Raw genomic sequence first — 20,839 nt, 5'->3', positions numbered from 1 at the left:
ATGCCGCGCCCTCTTTGTTCCGGAGGAGCCCGAGATGAACGCGATTGCGAAGGACTGTTGGGTGCACATCGTCTGCGCGATGATGCTATGCGCACTGGCTTACGCGGGTAGTGTTCCTGCGATGATCGATGATCGACGGTAAGGCTCGCGCCTGCCTCATGGGCTTATGCGCGGCAGCGGTGCATGGCGCTCGATGAACGGCATGATCGCGCCATTGAAGGCTTCATTGCGATCTCCCGCGATCATGTGGCCGGCGCCCGGCACCGTACCGACTTCGAGTTGAGGCAGACGCGCGCGCAGCTCGTCGATCCCCTTCGTTGTCACGACGTCGCTCTGAGCGCCACGCACGAGCAAAGCCGGTATCGTGATGTTGCTGCACATGTCGAGCAGACTCTGCGCGTGCTTTTCACGCCTTTCATCGCTGCGCTCACGAAAGAAGCTCGGGTCCCAGTGCCAGTGCAGCCGGCCGTCGTCACGAAGGCGGAGGTTCTTCATCAGGCCGCGCGGATCGCGCGGCCGCGGACGATGCGGGTTGTACGCGGCCACTGCATCGGCGGCTTCCTCGATGTTCGCGAAGCCGTCGCGGTAACCATTCAGGAAGTCGCTCACACGCTTGAGGCCTTCTGGATCGATGCGCGGCGCTATGTCCACGAGGACCATCGCACGCGCGAACGAGGCTTGATTGCGGCCGACCGCGTGAAACGCCGTCATGCCGCCCATCGACGCGCCGATGACAAGCGGGCTCGGCGCCATGGTAGACGCGACGGTTAGAAGGTCGTCAGCGAGGCGGTCGTACGAATAGTCGGACCTTGCTGACCAGTCGCTGTCGCCGTGGCCGCGGGCATCGAACGCGAGCGCATGATAGCCGAGAGCGCCCAGGGTGCGAACGGTGCCGCGCCACGAATGTCGCGTCTGGCCGCCACCGTGCAGCAGGATCACGGCAGGTCGCCCGTGTTCTCCGCTGACGGTGGCGGCCAGCGTCAGGCCGTCGCCGGTGGCGATGCGTTCAGTATGCAAGCCATTCGGGTGACCGGACTCAATGCGCACTTTCGACCTCCGTCAGTTGAGCGGCTTGTCCCAGACGGGATGACCGCCGCCTTCGCTTTGCACGACATCGATCGACATCGAACCGACCTTTGCGATCTCGATCACGACCTTGTCGCCGCCATTGATCGGACCGACGCCCGCAGGCGTACCCGTCGCGATGATATCGCCGGGATAGAGCGTCATGACCGCGGACGCCATCCGGATCATCTCGGGAATATCGACTATGAGATCGCGCGTGCTCGCGTGCTGACGCACTTCGCCGTTGACCGAGAGCTTCAGGTCAATGGCGTCGTAATCGGGCACTTCGTCGGCGGTGACGATGTACGGGCCTACCGGGCAGAACGTGTCGTAGGACTTGCGCATCACGCGCTCTTCCTTGCCGCGCACCACGACGTCGATCAGGCACGCGTAGCCGAACACATGCGTGAGCGCGTCGTCGCGACTGATCTCGCGGCCGCCCTTGCCGATGATGATGGCAAGCTCGCACTCGTGATGGATCTGGCGATTCGGAATCTGCGGCAACACGATCGGATCGGCCGGGCCGCTCAGGCTCGAATTCGCCTTCAGGAAGAAGCCCTGGCCGTCGGCCTTGAACGGCGAGATCAGACCTGTGCCACGCTTCATTTCCTCGACGTGTGCGTGATAGTTGGCCGGGAAGGCGATCACCTTGTTAGGCCATGCGACCGGCGTTTCCAGTCTGACGTCCGCCAGTCTGATGCGCGGCGCGGTCTGAGCGAAATCGTCGAGTTTGCCGCGCAGCGATGCGAATCGATCGATCACATGCAACATGCCGACCGGCGGCCACGTGCCGGGCGTCACGTTCACGAGTTCCGATACGTCGACGATGTCGTCCTCGATGACGACCCCGATCCGCCCTCCATTGAAGCTTGCGAGTTTCATGCTGTTTTCCTGGGTTGAGTGTCTGAATGGCCGCCGATTTCGTCGTCGTGCTCGCCTATCGCGGGCGGACCGGAACGCGCGGTGAACCTGCGGTCGTCGAAGGTCGCTGGATAGCGCGCGGTACGAATCGGCCCGACCGGGGAGTCGACGAAATCGAACACGCGGTTGTTGGCGACCTGCGCGTCATTGAGGAATTCATCGAGCGAGAAGACCGGCGCAGCGGGCACGTCGAGTTCGGCGAAGCGTGCAAGCCAGTACTCGGTTTCCTTTTCCTTGACCACGGCGCCCACGCGCCGGAAGAACTCATCGGCCATCGCGACCGGATCGCGCATCTGCTTGAACTCTTCCTTCCACTCCGGGCGATCGATCGCGTTGAGCGTCTTCGACATCTGCGCGCCGTTGGCCGGCGAGATGACAACGAAGCCGTCTGACGTCTCCAGCACTTGCGACGCGGGCGGCTTCCACGCGGACGTGTCGCCGTCGAAGGTGCGGTGCTGAAACATATCGGGGAAGTTGAAATAGCCCATGACGTCGAGCATCGGCAGCTTGATGTGGCTCGCCTTGCCGGTCTTCTCACGTTCGTAGAGAGCGGCGAGGATCGCCTGAGTACCGAATGCGCCCGTCACCTTGTCGACCATGTTGAACGGCGTCACCGCCGGCTTGCCGTTGCGCCCTTCGGACGCGACGATGCCCGTGCGGCCCTGAATCAGCGAATCGAACGCGGGTGCGTTGGCGAGCGCGCCGGTGTCGCCAAAGCCGTTGATCGACAGGCGGATCAGCCGCGGATACAGCGCCTGCAGCACGTCATGGCCGAGACCTAGCGACGCAGCTACGCGCGGCCGCCAGTTCTCGACGAGGATGTCGGCGCTCGCAAGCAGGTTCTTCAGGCGCTGCGTGCCTTCCTCCGTTTTCAGGTCAATCACGACGCTGCGTTTGCCGCGGTTCGCGTTCGTCCACGAAGCGCCGAAGCCGTCGCGGTTGTGGCCGAACTTGCGAAAGCCATCGCCGCCAGGCGGCTCGACCTTGATCACGTCGGCACCGAGATCGGCGAGCATCATCGCCGTGAATGGACCAGTGAGAAAACTCGACGTCTCCACGACGACGATGCCATCGAGCGGGCGCTTGTGCGCCGCGTCGGAAATGTGCTGCCGCTCGGGCGGCAGGCCGGTTTGAACGTCGGACATCTCAAGCGTCTCCTGAATGTGGTGCGATAAATTCAATGGATCAACCTATGAACGATAATGAGCCGGCGTTTTGCCGGTGTCAAGACGGTGCGCGGGGATTTCATGGGGTCGCGTCGTGCTGATGGTCGTGCTGCTTTCAAATGAAAACGGGCAGGAAAGCCGTAGCCTGCCTGCCCGTCAGACATCGTCGATGCCGGTCAGAACTTGTGGCGGATAGCGACGCGCGCGACAACCTGATTGGACGTGTTCGCCGGCGTCAACGTTACGATGTACGGAACGGCGGCCTGCTTGGTCGAATCGACGCCTGAGGCCTTCATATACGCGGCGGCGAGATAGACATCGGTACGTTTCGACAGGAAATAGTCGATGACGGCGTTGAACGTCTGATACGCGGCGCTGTCTTTGCCGTTGATCGCGCCGCCCCTCAGGTAGTTGTACGACCCGCCGACTTGCAGCGCCGGCGTGATGTAGTAGCCGGCGTACACGTTGTAATTGTTGAAGGCCGCATTGCCCGTGTATCCGAACGGATTGGTGAGGGCCAGCGTGCCCGAGGCGGGGTCGTTCAGCTCCTGGAAACGGATGTTGGAGTAGGCGACACCCGCCGTGAGAAAGCCGACTGTGTATTGCGCGACGCCGGAGTAGATCTGCATGCGGTGCGCCGATGCGAATCCGCCGTAGATCGGGTTCACCTGTACGCCGGTAACCGCTCCAAGGTTGTTGGCAGTGGGCGAACCGACCGCATTGTTCCCGTAGAACGACTGATTCGGGTTGTTGATGTGCATGTAGCCGCCGGCGAGCGCGAACGGTCCCGCGGCATATCGTGCCCCGACGGACCAGATGCTGTTCTTCCCGAACGAGCCGGGTACGCCGCCGAAGCCGTACAGGCCCGTGAGCGTCAACCCGGCGTATGTCGGACTCGTGTACTTGATCGAGTTGTTGATGCGCTGGGTGTCGGCGACGTTGTCGATATCGCCCGGGTGATCGGCGAAAGCGCCGCCAGCGAAACTGCCCGCCTGCATGGCGCCAATGGAATCGACGATTGAATCGTATTGCCGGCCCGCCGTGACGCTGCCCCAGGGGCTCGTCACACCTACATACGACTGGCGGCCAAAGAACGTACCGCCTTGCTGAAACCGCCCGGTGCCCACGTCGAAGCCGCTTTCGATCACGAAAATGGCCTTGTAGCCGCCACCAAGGTCTTCGGTGCCGCGCAGTCCCCAGCGTGAGGCCTGCATGACGCCGCTCGTCATCGAGATCTGGCTCGCGCCGGTCCGGCCGTTCGGTGCTCCCGCCTGCGCCGTCTGCACGTTGTTGACGTAGTTGATGCCTTCGTCGAGCAATCCGTACAGCGTCACGCTGCTCTGCGCGAAGACTGGCCCTCCTGCGGCAAGTGTCAGCGCTCCAACCAAGGTGTTCCGAAGCTTCACGGCTGTCTCCTGTTATCGCGCCCCGCAGGGAACGATGAAAGCGTTCTTATGTGTGTCGGATCCTGGCTCGTTTCATTGGATGAACCATTGAGTGAAGCATAAAGAACTGGTGCCGGGTGTCAAACAGAGCAAACCCTAATTCGCGGTCAGACGGCTACGCGACAGGCTCCTGGTTTGCTCGGACATGTGCGCGCGGCGCGGCCTTGAACGCAAATCCGGCGATGGCGCTCGATACGAGCAATGCGCCGATCATCGAGGCGGTCGGATCGCTGGAGGACAGGCCCACGGCAGCCGTGCAAAGGGCACCGTAGCCCATCTGCAGACAGCCATAAAGCCCCGCCGCCGCGCCGACAACAGACTGGTCCACATCGAGCGCGCTGCTGATCGCGAATGGGCTCGACAGTCCGGTCGCGAAGAACATCACGATCATCGGCGCCACTACCGATGTCACCGAGAGCGAATCGCACCAATACGAAACCAGCAAGCTGATCGAAGCCGCGCCCATGATCAGGCTCGCGACGATGAGGGCGCTGCGTGCGGACACCCGGCCGGCGAGTCGCTTTGCCGTCGACTGGCCGCTCGCGAGTCCGACTACCAGCGAGAAGTAGGCAAAGCCGAACGCGCGCGTGGACAAGCCGAGTCGCGATTCGAGGATGAACGGCGAGGCCGAAAGGAACGCATAGATGCCGGTGGTCGCGCTTGCTCCGCCAAGACTGTGCGTGACGAAAGCGGGCGATCGAAGCAGCGCGAGGTAGCTTTTCAGATAGCGGCTCATCCTGAAGTCGCGAGAGGCCGAGTGCGTTTCCGGAACCACGAGCCATACGGCGAAAAGCACCAGCACATTGACGACACTCAGTGCGGAGAAGATCGACCGCCACCCCAGATGCTCGACGATCTGCGCGCCGATGATCGGCGCCACGGCGGTCGCCACCGCCATCGCGATACTGAGCGTCGCGAGGCGGCGGATCAGCGTGGTCGATCCCGAACTGTCGCGGGCGATCGCGCGTCCGAGCACGAGCCCCGAGCAGCCGCCGAGCGCCTGCGCTAGCCGCGCGCATTCGAGCCCCGCAAGCGACGGCGCGAAGGCCGCCGCTACGCTCGCAACCGCAAACAGCGACAGTCCGGCCAGAAGCACCGGCCGCCGCCCGTAACGATCCGACAACGGTCCGTAGACGAGCTGTCCGACCGATAGCCCGACGACATAGAGCGTGATTGTCAGCCCGATGCCTGCGGTGGATGCATGCAGGTCGCTGGCCGCGGAGGGCAGCGCGGGCACGAATACGTGCAGCGGAAAGGTCCCTGAGAGCGTGATGCAGACGAGGATGAACAGCGATGGTGACTGGACGATGCTTCGAAATGGAGCGGCGGGTTCGCTCATGGCGGCATGGCTCGCATGGAGAGGAAACGCAGTCGTTTTACTGACCGTGATCCAATGGATGAACCAATAATTTAGACAGGACGACGGCTGCTGTCAATGCCAAACGGCCGCGTCCCGGGCGCCAAGGTATACGCTAATTGCGTGCTACATCCAATGGATGAACCATTATTGGATGTGTGCAACAACAATGGGAGACGCGGTCGAATGAAATCCAACGATCAACTCGCAGCGACCGGGCACCTGCTGTCGGCAACGACTCCGGATGCAGCGAACAGCGGCTTTCGCTGGGTCATTCTGCTGGTGGTCTGGGCGGCGTTCACGGTGAGCTGCGTCGATCGCTTCGCGTGGGCGAGTATTGCGGCGCCGGCCGGACGCGCGCTGGGCTTCGATCTGGCATTGCTCGGCGCGCTGACCACCGCCTTCTATGTCGGCTATACGGTGTCGTGCCCGATCGGCGGGATCCTGGCGGACAAGCTGGGCAGCCGCGCGACGCTGGCGATTTCGATGTTCCCGCTCGCGGCGCTCACGTTCTGCTTCAGCTTCGTCCACACCTTCTGGGCAGGCATCGCGCTGCACTTGCTGATGGGCTTCGCGGCCGGCGCGGAATATGGGGCGACCATCAAGATACTGACGGTCTGGTTTGGCAAGGACAAGGGCAGGGCCTTCGGAATCTGGGCGACCGGGACATCGGTATCGGTCGTATTGGCGAACGCCATCGTGCCGCGGTTCGCTCTCGCGTACGGATGGCAGTCCGCGTATCAGATCCTTGGCATCGCAACGCTCGTCTTCACGACAATCTGTGTGCTCGTCGTGCGGGATGCGCCGGCGGGACTCTCCGTGCCGCGTATCAGCGGCGCGCGGGTTGCCGCGCTGCTGAGAAACCGCAACATTGTCTTCGTCGCGCTCGGCGGTGCGGGGGCGCTTTATGGCACGCTCGGTTTCGTCGCGTGGGCGAGCGCGCTGCTGACGGTTGCGCACGGCCTGTCGCCGGTGGTCGCGGGTTCGGTGCTGATGTGGTTCGGCGTCGGCGCGTTCCTGTCGAAGCCGCTCTTCGGCTGGCTCTACGACGTCCTGCATCGCTATGCGAGGCTCGTAGCGGTCGTGGACCTCGCGCTATTCATCGTGCTGCTCGTGGCGTTCGGCAAGTGCTCGTCGACGTCCGGATATTTTTTCATCGCGCCGTTCCTCGGCGCTGCTGCATACGGGTACACGCCGCTGCTGATCGGACTCTACACGCAGGCTTCGGGACCGCGGCTGGCCGGTGCCGCCGCGGGCTTCGTCAACACGATATGGTCGGTGGGAAGCTTCATTTCGCCGATCCTCGCCGGCTATGTGTTCGCGCATGGACGATCGCTCGATATGACGCTCGGCGTGATTGCCGCCGGCCCGCTTGCGGGCGCCATATTCCTGTGTTGCGTCCGGTCGTCGCCGGACGTGCGGGTGTCCTAGCGCGCCGCTTCGCCCATCGATCGGGCAAGCGCCGCAAGGCTACCGGCGAGGTGCTCGACCGGACTGGCATCGAGCGTCATGACGGCGTCGATCACTTGCGTCGCAGCGCGCTGCAACGCCACGCTGCCCAGGCCGTTCGCATCGAGCCCGACCATCACGTTGAACTTGGCGATTAGCTGCGCATCGGAGAAGTGCGTTGATGGGGTCCACGGATCGCCAAGGGAATGATCGGCAGTCGCGCTGAAAACCTGTCCGCGCGCATGAACGTCGACGCCGCCCGGCACGCCGCGCCATTGCCCGCCCGTCATCCACTCCGCGATGTTCGACGACGTCGGCTCCGCGACGACGGTGACGCGTTCACGGAACGCCGCAATGTGCGGGTCGTTCATCGTCTTCGGTTCGTACCAGAGCGGACCTGCGGGCACGTCGTGCGCAACGGCCGCGAGCGCATGGGCGTGGCTGAATTCCGCGTTCAGCGCGTCGTGCGGTTGCTGCTCGCGAAAGATCGGTGTCAGCGCGAACGGATTTGCACGCACGACGACACGCTCGATCTCGGACGCCTCCAGCTCGTGCCGCTCTCGCAGACGCGTGAAGGCCGTCAGCGGATGATGGATCCAGCGGCAGCACGGCCAGGGCTTGTACGTCGTGTTGAGGATCTGCCAGTCGGCGCCGAGACCGGCCATCAGCGCGTCGTCGTCGTGGCCGGGCGAGCCGTAGAACTTCCAGAACGCATTCGGACCGTCCAGTATGTCGCGGAAGCCCGTGCTGCCCAGCTTTGCCAGCAGCGCCGACGAGACGCCGATCTCCGCGCACCAGCCGGCATCGGCGTATTTGTACATCGGCTGCTCGACGGACTCCGCCCATTTGCGCAAGGTCGGCTGCGGAGAGTTGCTGCCGCCGATGCCAAACGCATGGTTGGCCTGCCGCGCGTCGAGCTTCGCGATGTTTACCGAGGCGCCGATCGCCGCCCACGTGATCGTCGCGGCCGGTCCGCCCAGTTCGTTCCAGCCGATCACGCGACCGTTCTCGACCTGCATCGGCGCGCCCATCCAGCTTCCGACCCGCGCGCCGACATCGAAGCCCGCCGCGATCGCCGTCAGCAGGTCGCGGCCGCTGCTGCCGTAAAGCTCGGCGAGCGAGAGCGCGGAGAACACGGTTGCGTTGCCGAAGTGCGTCGAGGTGGGAAACGTGTCGTCCGCATCGAGCACGTTCGCGAGGCGCGCGTTCGCGTACGCGGCTGCGGTCACCGAACTGCGCTGCGTCGTGCCGATGACGGTCGCGTCAGGCTTGCCGCCAAGCACGCCGACGTAGCCTAGCGCGATTCGCCCGCTCTCGGTGCCGACCGCGCCGAGCGCGCAGCCGATCGTGTCGAGCAGGAGCCGCTTGCATTCGGCCACCACGGGCGGCGGGAGGTCTTCGAAGCGCGTGCTCGTTGCGAAATCGGCGAGTCTTTGGGTGAGCGTGGTCATGCGTTCCTCATGGATGGGTGAGGCGGGGTTCGGAAATGGCGAGCGTCTCTGCATCGACGAACTGGGAATTGACCTCTTCCAGTTCGGCAAGGGCCGTCGCCTCGCCCTTCAGCAGCGACCGGCTTGCCGCGAGCAGAAAGAAGACCGAGATGGGGAGCACGCCGAGCGCGCAAAGAATCGCCATGCGAAGGTCGCCGGTCGCATCGCTGATCAGCCCGACGCAGTAGGGTCCGAGACCCAGGCCGAAGATGTTCGGTCCGAGCGAGAACGCCGCGAACGCCGTGCCGCGCAGACGCGGAATGACTAGATCCTGCGTGGTCGCCTGCAGCGGACCGAACCACATCGGCACGAAGAAGGTGGCGACCGCATAGGCACCGTAGAAAACCGCGACGCTATGCGTCAGATACTGGACCACGCTCGCGGCGGTGAAGATCGTCGCCGTGCAGCAGACGAAATAGAGGCGGCCGAGCGGATGCCTGCGTTTCGCGTAGTCGCAAAGATAGCCGCTTATGGTGATGCCAAGGCCTCCGGCAACGATTGCGATGATGCCGAGACGCAAGCCGGCCTCAGCGGTCAGGCCAAGGCTGCGGCTCGCGTAGACGAACACGAAACCGTTCACCGCATTCATCGCGAAGGCCAGGAAGGCGCCCGCGATGGTGACCGCTGCGAAGCTCCTCGAACCGGTGATGAGGCGGTGCGCCGACGGATCGCCCAGACGCGTGGCCTGGAACCAGTTCGAGCAGACATAGACGGCGATCGCGATGGCGAGCCACTGAACCAGGTTGCTGGTGATCGACATGCCGAAGATCGATCCGATTTCGGCCTTGTGCTTCGCCGACAACACGTGGTTCGTGCCCCAGGTCGCGAACACGACAAGCGCGATCGCGAACAACAGGTATCCAACGTTCTTCAGGTACTCGCGACGCGGCGCACCGGCCGCCCGCAGGTGCATCCAGCTCCACGGCGGCACCATCGCGCCGAGATCGCGCATCGCATGGGCGAACGGATGCGGGTCTTTCCTGGGCGCTACCGCATCGAGGCGGCCACGTACCGGTTCCTTGATGGTGAAGAGCACCACGAGCGCGAAGACAAGCCCGGGCACGCCGACGCCGATGAACGACGCCTGCCAGCCCGTCAGGCCGAATGGCGCGGGAGCGTTTCTATAAGCATGCTCCCATGCCGACACGATCGAGCCGCCGACCGCGAGCGACGCCCCCGCCCCGACATAGACGCCGACCGAATAGAGCGCGAGCACCGTGCCGCGGCGGGCGCGTTCGAAGTAGTCGCCGAGCAGCGACACGGCAGCCGGTGTCGCGCTCGCTTCACCGACTCCTACCCCTATCCGCGCGACGCCCAATTGGGCGAAGTTGCGCGACAAGCCCGAGAGCGCGGTCATCAGCGACCAGAACGAGAGGCCGAGCGCGAGCGTGCGCACGCGGCTCCAGCCATCCGCGAGGCGCGCGAGCGGAATGCCGAAGACACAGTAGAAGAGCGCGAACGAGGTGCCGTACAGCAGGCCCAGTTGCGCGTCGGAGATGCCCATGTCCTTCTTCAGATACGGCGCGAGGATAGTGACGATCTGGCGATCGACGTAACTGAATGCGTAGATCAGCGTCAGGATGAACAGCACGTACCAACGATACCAGGGGCGTTCGGGGGTCATCTTGATGGTCCTGTGGTCAGAGTGGACGAGGCTTGGGTGTAGGAACCGCGCACGCGGCCGCGTTCACTCGCGCAGGACGCACGAGCGGGAATGGATTCGCATCGGGTTGTCTCCAGTCAGCTTGTAGTTTCTGCGCCGGCCTTCGCCGTGCCGACGACTTTACTCAGGATATCCGCCGCGCTGCTGTGCGGACCAATACGTTTTTTCGATGCAGTCAGACGAAGATCATTGGGAGCGCCTCCAGAGGAATATCCTTTGAAAACCTCCGCAAACAGTATTGGTCCTGTCGGCGGGTTGCTCGGTAGAGTGGCTCCAGATCGCGTCGGACGACGCGTAATGGAACGGCGCTGATCGCAATGGCGCATACCGATCAAAAGGACACAGACATGACCACGAGCTTGCATCCCGCACTGGGTGAAGCATCGCGAAACTTTCTTCAGCGAGAACATGGGCTTCTGATCGACGGCTGCATGGTCGAGGCCGATTCGGGTCGTCGCACCGACATCCTCGATCCGGCCACGGGCGAAGTCATCGCGACGGCGGCCGAAGCGTCCGCAACCGATGTCGACCGTGCCGTCGATGCGGCCCGCCGGGCGTTCGAAGGCCCGTGGCGCAAGACGACGCCGGCGGAACGCACGCGGCTCATGTTGCGCTTCGCCGAACTGATCGAAGCGCATGCCGAGGAACTCGCCGATCTCGAGTGCATCAACAGCGGCAAGCCGCGCGTGTTCTGCCGCAATGGCGACGTCGTGGGCATCGCCGAAATGCTGCGCTACATGGCGGGGTGGACGACCAAGATGGGCGGTCAGACGCCAAACGTTTCGCTGCCGGGCGAATGGCACGCGTACACGTTGCGCGAACCGGTGGGCGTCGTCGGTCAGATCATCCCGTGGAATTTCCCGTTGAATATGGCGATGTGGAAGATCGCGCCCGCGCTCGCGACCGGCTGCACCATCGTGCTCAAGCCGTCCGAGCAGACACCGCTCACCGCGCTGCGGCTCGGCGAACTCGCGCTTGAAGCGGGCATTCCGCCGGGCGTCCTCAATGTCGTTACGGGCTTCGGCAATCCGGCCGGCGCCGCGATCGCCGCGCACCCCGGGGTCGACAAGGTCGCGTTCACTGGCTCTGGCGAAACCGGTCGACGCATCCTGCAGGGGGCGAGCGGCAACCTCAAGCGAGTGTCGCTCGAACTCGGCGGGAAGTCTCCCGTCATCGTTTTCCCCGATGCGAACCTCGAAGCGGCCGCAGCGGGCGTGTGCTCGTCGATCTTCTTTCACGCCGGCCAGATTTGCGCGGCGGGTTCACGGCTTTACGTGCATGAACGTGCCTACGATCAGGTGCTCGACGCCGTCGCCCGTCGGGCGAACAGCATCAGGCTGGGCCACGGTCTCGACGTCGGTACGGAGATGGGCCCCGTGATCTCGCGACGCCAGCTCGACCGCGTGATGGGTTACATCCACAGCGGACAGGAGCAGGGCGCAACGCTTCTGGCCGGCGGCGGCACGACGGGCGAGCGCGGCTTCTTCGTGCAGCCGACCGTGCTGACCGGCGTGAAGCCCGGTATGGCCGTGCACGATGAAGAGATCTTCGGGCCGGTGCTGTGCGCGATGTCCTTCGACGATGACGACCTAGACCGCATAAGCGCCACGGCCAACGCGACGACCTACGGCCTCGCCGCCAGCATCTGGACGAGCGATCTCGGCACGGCGCACAAGATGGCGCGTCGGATGCAGGCGGGCATCGTCAACGTCAATGCGCTCTCGTCTCCGGATTCAGCGCTGCCGTACGGCGGCTACAAGCAGTCGGGCTGGGGACGCGAGCGCGGCTACGACGCGATCGAGATGTACACCGAGGTGAAGGCAGTGGCCATCAACCTGAACGTCTGAACATTTCCCCACTGCATTTCACTCATCGAAAAGGCGCTCGCACGGGCGCGAAAGGAGACGCAGCATGACAGGCAGCATCGATTACCTCGCGAAAGACGGCCGCGCATACATCACCATCAATCGTCCCGAGAAGAAAAACGCGATGACCAACGCGATGCTCGAACAGTTAATGGACGGCTACGATCGCGCCGAGGACGACGACGACGTGCGCGTGATCGTGCTGCAAGGCGCGGGCGACGATTTCACGACCGGGCACGACCTTGCCGAAGTCGGCACCGAATACGGCGAGACCACGTTCGACGACAAGGGCCGTCCGCGCAAGCCGAGCCAGCGCGCGCGCCTCTTGCACGACAAGGATTACCTCGCACGCTTCGAGCGCGTGTTCAAGTGCCTCAAGCCGACGCTGTCGCTCGTCAAGGGCTACTGCCTGGGCGGCGGGCTGTATCTGGCGGAAGCATCGGATCTCGTGATCGCGGCCGATACCGCGAAGATGGGGCACCCGGAGCAGAAGCTGGGACTCTCCGGCGCCGCATATTTTGCCGCGTGGGAAATGATGGCGATGGGTCCGCGCAAGGCGCGCGAACTGCTGCTGATGGCCGACGTGTGGGACGCGCAAACGTGCCTTGCGAATGGTCTGCTCAACCGGGTGGTGCCGCTCGCTTCGCTAGCAGACGCAGGCGAGGAGTGGGCCGAACGCATCGTTCGCCTGCCGCGCGACGGCATCGTCATGGGCAAGGCCGCCACCAATCTTGCGATGGAATCGCTCGGCATATCGAGTCAGTTTTCCTATGGCCACATCCTGCACACGCTCGCGACCAACGTCCGCTACGAGGGCGACGAATACAACTTCATGAAGCAGCGCCGGGACAAGGGCGTGCGCGCGTCGAATCATGATCGCGAGGCGTTCTACGTCAAGAAGGACGAAGCATGAACGCGGCGCTTGCGGGACTGAAGATCCTCGACTTCACGCAGATGATGACCGGGCCGTTCGCCACGATGATGCTCGGTGATTCGGGCGCCGACGTGATCAAGGTCGAGCAGCCGGAAGGCGATCCGTTTCGCCGCTCCGGAGAAACGACGCTGGGCGGGGACGGCGCGTTCTTCCTCGGCGTGAACCGGAACAAGCGCGGCATCGTGCTCGATCTCAAAAGCGAAGAGGGCCGCGCCGCCGCTCTCGCCCTCGCTGCCGAAGCCGACGTGCTGGTCGAAAACTTCCGGCCGGGCCTGACCGAGCGCGCGGGCCTCGGTTACGAGGACCTGCGCAAGATCAATCCGCGTCTTGTCTACTGCTCGATTTCAGGGTTCGGGCGCACCGGGCCTGACAGGAACCGCCCGGCGCTCGACATGGTGATCCAGGCCGTCTCGGGCGTGATGCAGGTGACGGGCACCGAGGAATCAGGACCGCTCAAGACCGGGTTTCCGTTCTCGGACCTCGTGACCGCGCTCATTGCGACGATCGGCATCCTCACCGCGTTGCAGGCGCGCGAACGGACGGGCGAGGGGCAGCGCGTGGACCTCTCGATGCTCGACGCGAGCATCTTCAGCCAGGTCCCGCGCGATGTGTACTTCGACCTCACCGGCAAGACGCCAGTACGCATGGGCAACCAGCATTGGGACATCGTGCCCAACAACACCTACGCGAGCGCCGATGGCCGGGACATCATGATCATCACGATCAACGACAAGTTCTGGCAGATCCTTTGCGACGCACTCGGTGCGAGCGAGCTGAAGACCGATCCGCGGTTCGCGACAAAGGATGCGCGCCTCGCGAACCGCGAGGCGGTCGATGCGCGGCTCGCGGAGATCTTTGCTGCGCGCGATCTGGCTCACTGGGAAACGGTGCTGTCGTCGGCGGGCGCCATCTACGGCGCGATCAGGACCTGGCCGGAAGTGTTCAGCGACCCGCACGTCGCCGAGACATTGCTCAGGACCCTGCATCACCCGAAGGGCGGGGAGTTCAGGGTCATCAACAACCCGCTCCAGTTCTCGGGAACGCCGACGCACATCACGCGTTCTCCGCCGATGCTCGGCGAGCACAACGCGGAAGTGCTGACGTCAAGCGGGGCGGCGTGGCCTTCGATGCCGACGCGCTCGCGCTAGTTCATCAACATCACATGACGAAGAGGTGAGGCATGAGCAGGAAAATCGCAGTCGTGACGGGGTCCAACGGACTGACCGGGCAAGCCATTTGCAAGAACCTGAGTGAGCGCGGCTATACGGTGGTCGGCATGGATGTCGCTGATACCGGCAAGGGCGAGTTCGCGTATCGCAAGTGCGACGTGACCGACTACGAACAGATCAGGGCGTCAATCGAATTCATCGACGCGGAATACGGCACGATCCGCGTGCTCGTCAACAACGCCGGCGTGTGGCACGGCAAGTCGTTCTTCGACATCTCACCGTCCGACTATGACTTCACTTACGGCGTGAACACGCGAGCGCCGTTCTTCCTGAGCCAGGAGGTCGCGAGGCGTCTGGTCGCGGCGGGCGGCGGCGGTGTGATTGTCAATCTCGCGTCGATCGTCGCGACGCTCGGCAGCGGCGTCACCGATTACGGCGGCTCGAAAGCGGCCATCGTCAACCTGACCAAGAGTCTCGCGAAGCCGCTCGGGCCGCATGGGATCCGCGTCGCTGCGGTGTCGCCGGGCACGATCAACACGGCGATGGGCGAAAAAGTGCCCAAAGAAATCCGCGACAAGCTGATCGCCGGCTCGGGCCTGCAACGCGCGGCCGAGCCGGAGGAGATCGCGTCGGTCATCGGCTTTCTTGTCAGCGACGACGCACGCTACATCACCGGCGCGACGGTCGACGTCAACGGCGGTCTCTGAAAACCTGTTCCGGGCGTCGCCCGCGAGCCTAGACGATGAAGGGAGAAGCAATGTCCGGATGTCCTTACAGCGCGCCGTCGTTTCCGATGCCGAGGCAATGCCCGTTTGTTCCGCCACAGGAATACAAGGCGTTCCAGCAGCAACCCGGTCCGGTCCAGATTCGCATGTGGGACGGCACGAACGCCTGGCTCTTTACGCGCTATGACGACGTTCGCGCCGTGCTCGGCGACAACCGCTTCAGCGGCAATCCGGGCGTGCCGGGCTTTCCGAGTCTTTCGGCGGCGCGCAACGCGGTCCTCGACCTGGAACCTGCGTTCATTCGCATGGACCCGCCCGAGCACGGACACTTTCGCCGCATGCTGACGAAGGAGTTCATGATCAAGCGCGTCGAAGCGATGCGTCCGCGCATCGAGGGCATCTTCGGTCGGCTGCTCGATGAACTGCTGAGCAAGGGGCCGCCTGCGAACCTCGTCGAAGACCTGTTCCTGCCGTTCACCTCGGAGGTGATCGCCGGCATACTCGATGTCCCGCGCGAGGATCACGGCTTCTTTCAGGAGCAAAGCCGGCTGAAAGTGCTGCTCGATGTCGATCCTGAGATTCCCAGAGGCGCGTCCGAGCGCATGCTGAGCTATCTCGACACGCTCATCACCGCGCGCGAGAAGGACGCTGAAAACAGGGAGGATCTTCTGAGCCGGCTGATCGTCGAGCAGGTGCGCCCGGGGAATCTGTCGCATCGGGAACTGGTCATCATGGCGGAACTGCTGCTCATGGCCGGTCACGAAACGACTGCGAACCAGATGGCGCTCGGCGTGTACAGCTTCCTCACCAATCCGGACCAGCTTGTACTGCTGCGCGCCGATCCTTCGCTGTTGCGCGGTGCGGTCGAGGAAATGCTGCGCTTTCATACGATCGTGCACTACAACGCGTTTCGCGTCGCGCTGGAGGATGTCGAGATCGCCGGTCACACGATCCGCAAGGGAGAGGGCGTCGTCGCGCTGATTTCCGGTGCGAATCACGACGAGGTCGCGTTCGAGAATCCGGAGAAGTTCGATATCACGCGCAAGGCCGGGCATCACGTTGCGTTCAGCTACGGTAATCACCAGTGCCTCGGGCAGCCGCTCGCGCGGCTCGAATTGCAGACCGTCTTCGGCTCGTTATTCGAGCGGATTCCCACACTGAAATTCGCGGTCCCACAAGAAGAGATCAAGGGCAAGGGCGATCACTTTGTGCAGGGCTTGCAGACGCTGCCCGTTACGTGGTGACGGGGGTGTCGACGGCGGCGGGAGGCTCGGCGGCTGGTTGCCGGGCATTGTGCAGGAACAGTTCCGGATGCTGCGCGATCAACGTCGCGGCATTCGCACGGGCCGCCTCGCGCCAGACTCCGAGAAGCGGCGGTACCCGGTCCTTGTGCCAGGCGAGAGACAGCGATACGCCCGGCGCGTCTGCATCGAGCGGCCTGTAGCTGATTCCGAGCGGCTTCATCAACTGCATGATCGCCGGCACCACCGCGACGCCCATCCCCGCCGCCACGAGACACGCCGACGTGTGCATGTCGTACGCCTCTCGCGCGATGGTGGGCTTGCGGCTTTCGTCCTCGAAGATGTCGAGGACCCGGTCGCCATAGCCGCGTTCTGTCGCGGTGCCGCGCGCGACCGCGATCAGCGGCCATGTCGCGAGCTCGCCGAGACCGACCGGGCCGGGCACGTCGTATTCGCTGCCTGCGGGCACCGCGACCACGAGCAGCTCGCGATAGAGCAACTCGGTGACGATGTTGTGATCGTAGATGTGTCCGCGCACGAGCCCGACTTCGATCGCGCCTTCCTTCAGGCCGGCGATCTGCTGTGCGATGGTCATCTCCTGGAGGCTCACATCGGAATTGGGCGCGAGCGCCTTGAACACGCGCAAGGTGTTGGGCAGGAAGCAATAGATCGCGGTGTAGATCGCGCCGACCACCAATTGCGCCCGCGCGCCGCGACCCGATGCACGGACCGCCGCTATCGCCGCCGATGCCGTGTTCAGCACGCGCTGCGCATGCTCCACGAGAATCTCACCGGCAGGCGTGAGCAGGACTTTGCGCTTCTCGCGGGTAAACAGCGGCGTGCCGAGTTCCTCTTCGAGCGAGATGATCTGCGCGCTCAGGGCGGGCTGCGCGATGTTCACGCGTTCGGATGCGCGCGTGAAGTTCAGTTCGGCAGCCACCGCAAGGAAGTACTGAAGCTGGCGGATGTTCATGTCCACGCTCCATCTTCGGATTCGCGCGGCTCGCGTTCAGGCATTGGCGCAGCGCCATTTGAATATTCGGCGACCAGCAGGGCTTCGGCCGCGCCGTGCACGGGATCGACCATATAAAGCGCGAGGCCGACGTAGCGCGCGATACGCGCCAACTGCACCACGACGGCCGAACGCGCGGCGTCCGGGTCGAGGCGGCCCGAGTAGATGCTGTTTTTCATCGTGTCTCCTCTTGCCGGTGAGCATGAGTGCCTGTCACAGCGCGACCATCGGCGCGGTGCCAATGGTTCAGTGGGCGCCGCGCCAGGCGAGCGTGCCGGCATCGATGCCGAAGATGCTGCCGGTCGAGAACGAAGCCTCATCGGATGCGAGAAAGCACACGAGCCGCGCGACTTCCTCCGGGAGCCCCAGCCGCCTGATGAGATGCGTGCCCCACAGCCGCTTTCGCGCGTGCTCGACATCGGCCGCGTGCTGCACGCTCCTGCTCAGCATCGGTGTATCGATGGCGCCGGGCGCGTACGCGTTGCAGCGGATTCCCGCATCGGCGAGATCGACGGCGGTCGCCTTCGTCAGCATCACGACGCCGCCCTTGCTCGTCGCATAGGACGGCAGCCCGGGATACGCGACGCTGCTCGCGACCGACGCGCCGTTGACGATCGCAGGGCTGCGCTTCGACTGCCGGAGGTAAGGTGCGGCGAATTTGGTGGCGAGCCACATCGCCTTGAGGTTGATGTTCATCACCTTGTCCCAGACTTCCTCGGGAAGGTCTTCGACCGTCGGGGCGCGGCCGGTCAGGCCGTCGTCGGTGATGCCGGCGTTGTTCACCAGCACGTCGATGCCCCCGGCGCGGCGCGCGGTCTCTTCGATCATGTGACGAATCGAGTCGGTGACCGAGAGGTCGGTCCGGATGAAAAGGGCTTTGGCGCCGGCTGCTTCGACTTCCGCCGCGGCGGCGCGGCCCTCGTCGTCCTGGATGTCTGCGAGCGTCACCCAGGCCGCGCCCTGTCGTGCGGCCTCGACGGCGATCGCACGGCCCATGCCCTGGGCAGCTCCTGTCACGATGACGAGCCTGTCTTTTAGTTTGCTCACGTCTGTCTCCACCATGCTTCATGGGCCTCTGCCGGGCCATACGCGGTGTCGGGCCCGGGTCGTTCGCGCAGACTGAATCGATGGGTTGCGCGAAAAACGGGCCGTTAATGAGAGACGTTATAGAAATGCAGAAAGATGATCCATAATCGAGTATCTCTAAAAGATTACGGATCGTCTCAATTGGATGTTCTGAACGATATCGTCAGACTGATGAGGCCGCAGGCGGTCCTCTGGAAGACCGTCGACGCACAGGGGCGATGGGGCATGACCGTGCCGCATCGCGACGCGCCGCGCTTCTGCCTCGTCGTCGCCGGACACTGCTGGTTCCTTCCGGAAGCCGGTCCCGCGCTCCTCATGCAGCAAGGCGACTATCTCCTGCTGGCCGCGAAGCCGCGCTACTGCCTCGCGAGCGATCCCGAGGTCAGCCCGCAGCTCGCCGCGCTCGCAGACAAGTCGCGCGAAGGCGATTACGTTCGCTGGAACGATGGCAGCAGGGGAGAGCCGACCCGGCTCGTCGGCGGCTACTTTCAGGTCGAAGCGGAGCATGCGGCACTGCTTTCCGGCTTGTTGCCCGAACTGATCTTCATCCGCTCCTCTGACGAAGAAGCGGGCCGCCTGACTCGCGTGCTCGAACTCATCGGCGAAGAAGCGCTGGGCGAGCGGCCCGGCCGCGATCTCGTGATGAGCCGGCTCGTGGAAGTGATGCTCGTCGAAGTGCTGCGCCGCCCGATGCAGCACATGCAGGGGCAACGCGCGGGATGGCTGAGCGGCATGGCCGATCCGCCCATCGCGACGGCGCTGCAAAAAATGCACGCGGACGTCGCGCGGCACTGGACCGTCGCTTCGCTGGCAAAGCAGGTCGGTATGTCGCGTGCCGTGTTCGCGCGAAGGTTCGCCGAACGCGTGGGCGTGGCACCCGCAACATATCTTTCGAACTGGCGGATCGCGCTTGCCAAGGATGCACTGCTCAACAGCGAGCAGTCGATCAGCGATATTGCGCTGTCGATCGGTTATCTCTCCGACAGCGCGTTCAGCACCGCATTCAGCAGGATCGTAGGGCGCGCGCCTGCGTCGTACCGGCGAGCGGGCCGCAAGGGCAGCGACGCCGCCACAATCTGAAGGACGCCCGAAGCAGCCATAAGCGGATCCGCTCGACCCATCGTTTTTTAGTATTTTCCCTTCCTGCCCGCACGCCTTATCGTCTGCCCATCAACACGACGTCCTGCGTCGAGCTTCGAAACGCGCAGGACCTTCATTGACGGTCAGCGGAAAAACGCACGATGCTCAAGGTATGCATTTTCGGCGGCGGCGCAATTGGCGGATACATCGCGGGTCATCTCGCGCGCTCGGGACTGTGCGAAGTCAGCGTGGTGGCGCGAGGCGCGACGCTCGATGCGATCCGCTCGAACGGCATCCGGGTCGTCACGCCAGCCGAGGATTTCACGGTCCGCGTCAATGCGCGGTCCGATTCGCGCGAACTGGGCGTGCAGGACTACGTGTTCATCACGCTCAAGGCGCATCAGGTCGGCGGGGCGCTCGATCAGATCGGACATCTGATGGACCGTAACACCGTCGTGTTGCCGCCGACGACGGGCATTCCGTATTACTTCTTTCACGCAGCACGGGGCGCGCTGAAGGATCGGCAGATGCAGCGTATTGATCCTGCGGGTCGTCAGTGGCTTGCGCTTCCGCCGCAACAGGTGCTGGGCTGCGTGTATTGGATCGGCGCGCATCCGGTCGAGCCGGGCGTGATCGCGCAAGACGGCGCGAAGGCGGGTTGTCCGATCGGCGAACTCGACGGAAGCCGGTCAGCGCGCGTGGATCGCCTGAGCGAACTGCTGAGCGCAAGCGGCATCGCATCGAAGGTCAACGACGACATCCGCTCGGCGATCTGGATCAAGTTCGTCAACAGCCTGTGCTGGAATCCGGTCGCCGTGCTGACGCAGGCGACCCTCGGCGAGATGCGCGACGCAGGCGATATCGTTGCAATCGTCAAGGCGATGATGCTCGAAGCGGATGCACTCGCACAGCGTCTGGATATCGCCATTGGTCCCGATCCCGACAAGCGCATCGCGATGACTCTGAGCGCCACACATCACAAGATGTCCATGTTGCAGGATCTCGAAGCTGGGCGTGCCCTCGAACTAGACGCGCTCACCGAATCGCTGTACGCCGTGCGCGAGCTTGCCGAGATGCGCACGCCGGTACTCGATTCCATTCTCGCGATGGCGCGGCTTCGCGCACAAACGGCGGGGCGTAACGGAGCTGCCACTCACGCCTGAAACGCATA

Annotated in this window: 18 protein-coding genes; 8 read left to right on the top strand and 10 right to left on the bottom strand. The window is 64.0% G+C overall.

Going from position 1 to position 20,839, the window contains the following annotated elements; translation table 11 throughout:
• Positions 1–156: 156 nt before the first annotated feature.
• The 5 genes from AWB81_RS12870 to AWB81_RS12850 form a co-directional block, all read right to left on the bottom strand.
• Entirely contained in the window at positions 157–1,047 is an 891-nt protein-coding gene (locus tag AWB81_RS12870) for an alpha/beta fold hydrolase (RefSeq protein WP_200822494.1), read from the bottom strand.
• A 12-nt stretch (positions 1,048–1,059) separates the two neighbouring features.
• Positions 1,060–1,947: a fumarylacetoacetate hydrolase family protein gene (locus tag AWB81_RS12865; protein WP_062635809.1), complete on the bottom strand. Its 888-nt coding sequence runs from the start codon at positions 1,945–1,947 to the stop codon at positions 1,060–1,062.
• A complete protein-coding gene (locus AWB81_RS12860; protein WP_062635807.1) occupies positions 1,944–3,131 on the bottom strand; it encodes a CaiB/BaiF CoA transferase family protein in 1,188 nt (395 codons plus the stop codon). Before AWB81_RS12860 ends, AWB81_RS12865 begins: the two co-directional genes overlap by 4 nt.
• Positions 3,132–3,328: 197 nt before the next feature.
• Positions 3,329–4,558: a porin gene (locus AWB81_RS12855; protein ID WP_062635805.1), complete on the bottom strand. Its 1,230-nt coding sequence runs from the start codon at positions 4,556–4,558 to the stop codon at positions 3,329–3,331.
• Between the two features lie 154 nt (positions 4,559–4,712).
• The gene (locus AWB81_RS12850; RefSeq protein WP_062635803.1) at positions 4,713–5,936 is read right to left on the bottom strand and encodes a multidrug effflux MFS transporter; all 1,224 of its coding nucleotides are present in this window, start codon (positions 5,934–5,936) and stop codon (positions 4,713–4,715) included.
• A 204-nt stretch (positions 5,937–6,140) separates the two neighbouring features.
• On the opposite strand from AWB81_RS12850, the gene AWB81_RS12845 reads away from it, so the two are divergent.
• Entirely contained in the window at positions 6,141–7,385 is a 1,245-nt protein-coding gene (locus AWB81_RS12845) for an MFS transporter (RefSeq protein ID WP_062635801.1), read from the top strand.
• Here AWB81_RS12845 and AWB81_RS12840 read toward each other — a convergent pair.
• Positions 7,382–8,854, bottom strand: a complete 1,473-nt coding sequence (locus AWB81_RS12840) for an MmgE/PrpD family protein (protein WP_062635799.1) — start codon at positions 8,852–8,854, stop codon at positions 7,382–7,384. The two genes, AWB81_RS12845 and AWB81_RS12840, sit on opposite strands and share 4 nt — an antisense overlap.
• Positions 8,855–8,861: 7 nt before the next feature.
• Positions 8,862–10,517: a spinster family MFS transporter gene (locus AWB81_RS12835; RefSeq protein WP_062635797.1), complete on the bottom strand. Its 1,656-nt coding sequence runs from the start codon at positions 10,515–10,517 to the stop codon at positions 8,862–8,864.
• A 386-nt stretch (positions 10,518–10,903) separates the two neighbouring features.
• Between AWB81_RS12835 and AWB81_RS12830 the strand changes: the two genes are divergently transcribed.
• The 5 genes from AWB81_RS12830 to AWB81_RS12810 all read left to right on the top strand — a co-directional run bounded on the left by AWB81_RS12830 (position 10,904) and on the right by AWB81_RS12810 (position 16,493).
• Positions 10,904–12,403 (top strand): aldehyde dehydrogenase family protein, encoded by a 1,500-nt coding sequence (locus AWB81_RS12830; protein ID WP_062635950.1) that lies wholly within the window; start codon positions 10,904–10,906, stop codon positions 12,401–12,403.
• Between the two features lie 64 nt (positions 12,404–12,467).
• The gene (locus AWB81_RS12825; protein WP_062635795.1) at positions 12,468–13,334 is read left to right on the top strand and encodes an enoyl-CoA hydratase/isomerase family protein; all 867 of its coding nucleotides are present in this window, start codon (positions 12,468–12,470) and stop codon (positions 13,332–13,334) included.
• Positions 13,331–14,503 carry a CaiB/BaiF CoA transferase family protein gene (locus AWB81_RS12820; protein WP_062635793.1) on the top strand — a complete coding sequence of 391 codons (1,173 nt, stop codon included), beginning with the start codon at positions 13,331–13,333 and terminating at the stop codon, positions 14,501–14,503. Before AWB81_RS12825 ends, AWB81_RS12820 begins: the two co-directional genes overlap by 4 nt.
• A 32-nt stretch (positions 14,504–14,535) precedes the next feature.
• Positions 14,536–15,231: an SDR family NAD(P)-dependent oxidoreductase gene (locus AWB81_RS12815; RefSeq protein WP_062635791.1), complete on the top strand. Its 696-nt coding sequence runs from the start codon at positions 14,536–14,538 to the stop codon at positions 15,229–15,231.
• 50 nt (positions 15,232–15,281) lie between these two features.
• Entirely contained in the window at positions 15,282–16,493 is a 1,212-nt protein-coding gene (locus AWB81_RS12810; protein ID WP_062635789.1) for a cytochrome P450, read from the top strand.
• Here AWB81_RS12810 and AWB81_RS12805 read toward each other — a convergent pair.
• The 3 genes from AWB81_RS12805 to AWB81_RS12795 all read right to left on the bottom strand — a co-directional run bounded on the left by AWB81_RS12805 (position 16,483) and on the right by AWB81_RS12795 (position 18,549).
• Positions 16,483–17,463 (bottom strand): LysR substrate-binding domain-containing protein, encoded by a 981-nt coding sequence (locus AWB81_RS12805; RefSeq protein ID WP_062635787.1) that lies wholly within the window; start codon positions 17,461–17,463, stop codon positions 16,483–16,485. The genes AWB81_RS12810 and AWB81_RS12805 overlap by 11 nt on opposite strands.
• Positions 17,460–17,681: a hypothetical protein gene (locus AWB81_RS12800; RefSeq protein ID WP_062635785.1), complete on the bottom strand. Its 222-nt coding sequence runs from the start codon at positions 17,679–17,681 to the stop codon at positions 17,460–17,462. The genes AWB81_RS12805 and AWB81_RS12800 overlap by 4 nt, the downstream gene beginning before the upstream one ends.
• Positions 17,682–17,748: 67 nt before the next feature.
• On the bottom strand, positions 17,749–18,549 hold the full coding sequence (locus tag AWB81_RS12795; protein WP_235025788.1) for an SDR family NAD(P)-dependent oxidoreductase: 801 nt from the start codon (positions 18,547–18,549) through the stop codon (positions 17,749–17,751).
• A 180-nt stretch (positions 18,550–18,729) separates the two neighbouring features.
• Between AWB81_RS12795 and AWB81_RS12790 the strand changes: the two genes are divergently transcribed.
• Together AWB81_RS12790 and AWB81_RS12785 are read left to right on the top strand one after the other, a co-directional pair.
• A complete protein-coding gene (locus tag AWB81_RS12790) occupies positions 18,730–19,668 on the top strand; it encodes an AraC family transcriptional regulator (protein ID WP_235025787.1) in 939 nt (312 codons plus the stop codon).
• A gap of 161 nt (positions 19,669–19,829) precedes the next feature.
• Entirely contained in the window at positions 19,830–20,831 is a 1,002-nt protein-coding gene (locus tag AWB81_RS12785) for a ketopantoate reductase family protein (RefSeq protein ID WP_062635781.1), read from the top strand.
• Positions 20,832–20,839 lie beyond the last annotated feature (8 nt).

Origin of the sequence: Caballeronia arationis (genome assembly GCF_001544975.2) — a bacterium.
In the GTDB taxonomy this organism is placed as follows: Bacteria; Pseudomonadota; Gammaproteobacteria; order Burkholderiales; family Burkholderiaceae; genus Caballeronia; species Caballeronia arationis.
Note: the sequence above shows the minus strand (reverse complement) of the source record. Positions and strands in the feature narration are given on the sequence as shown.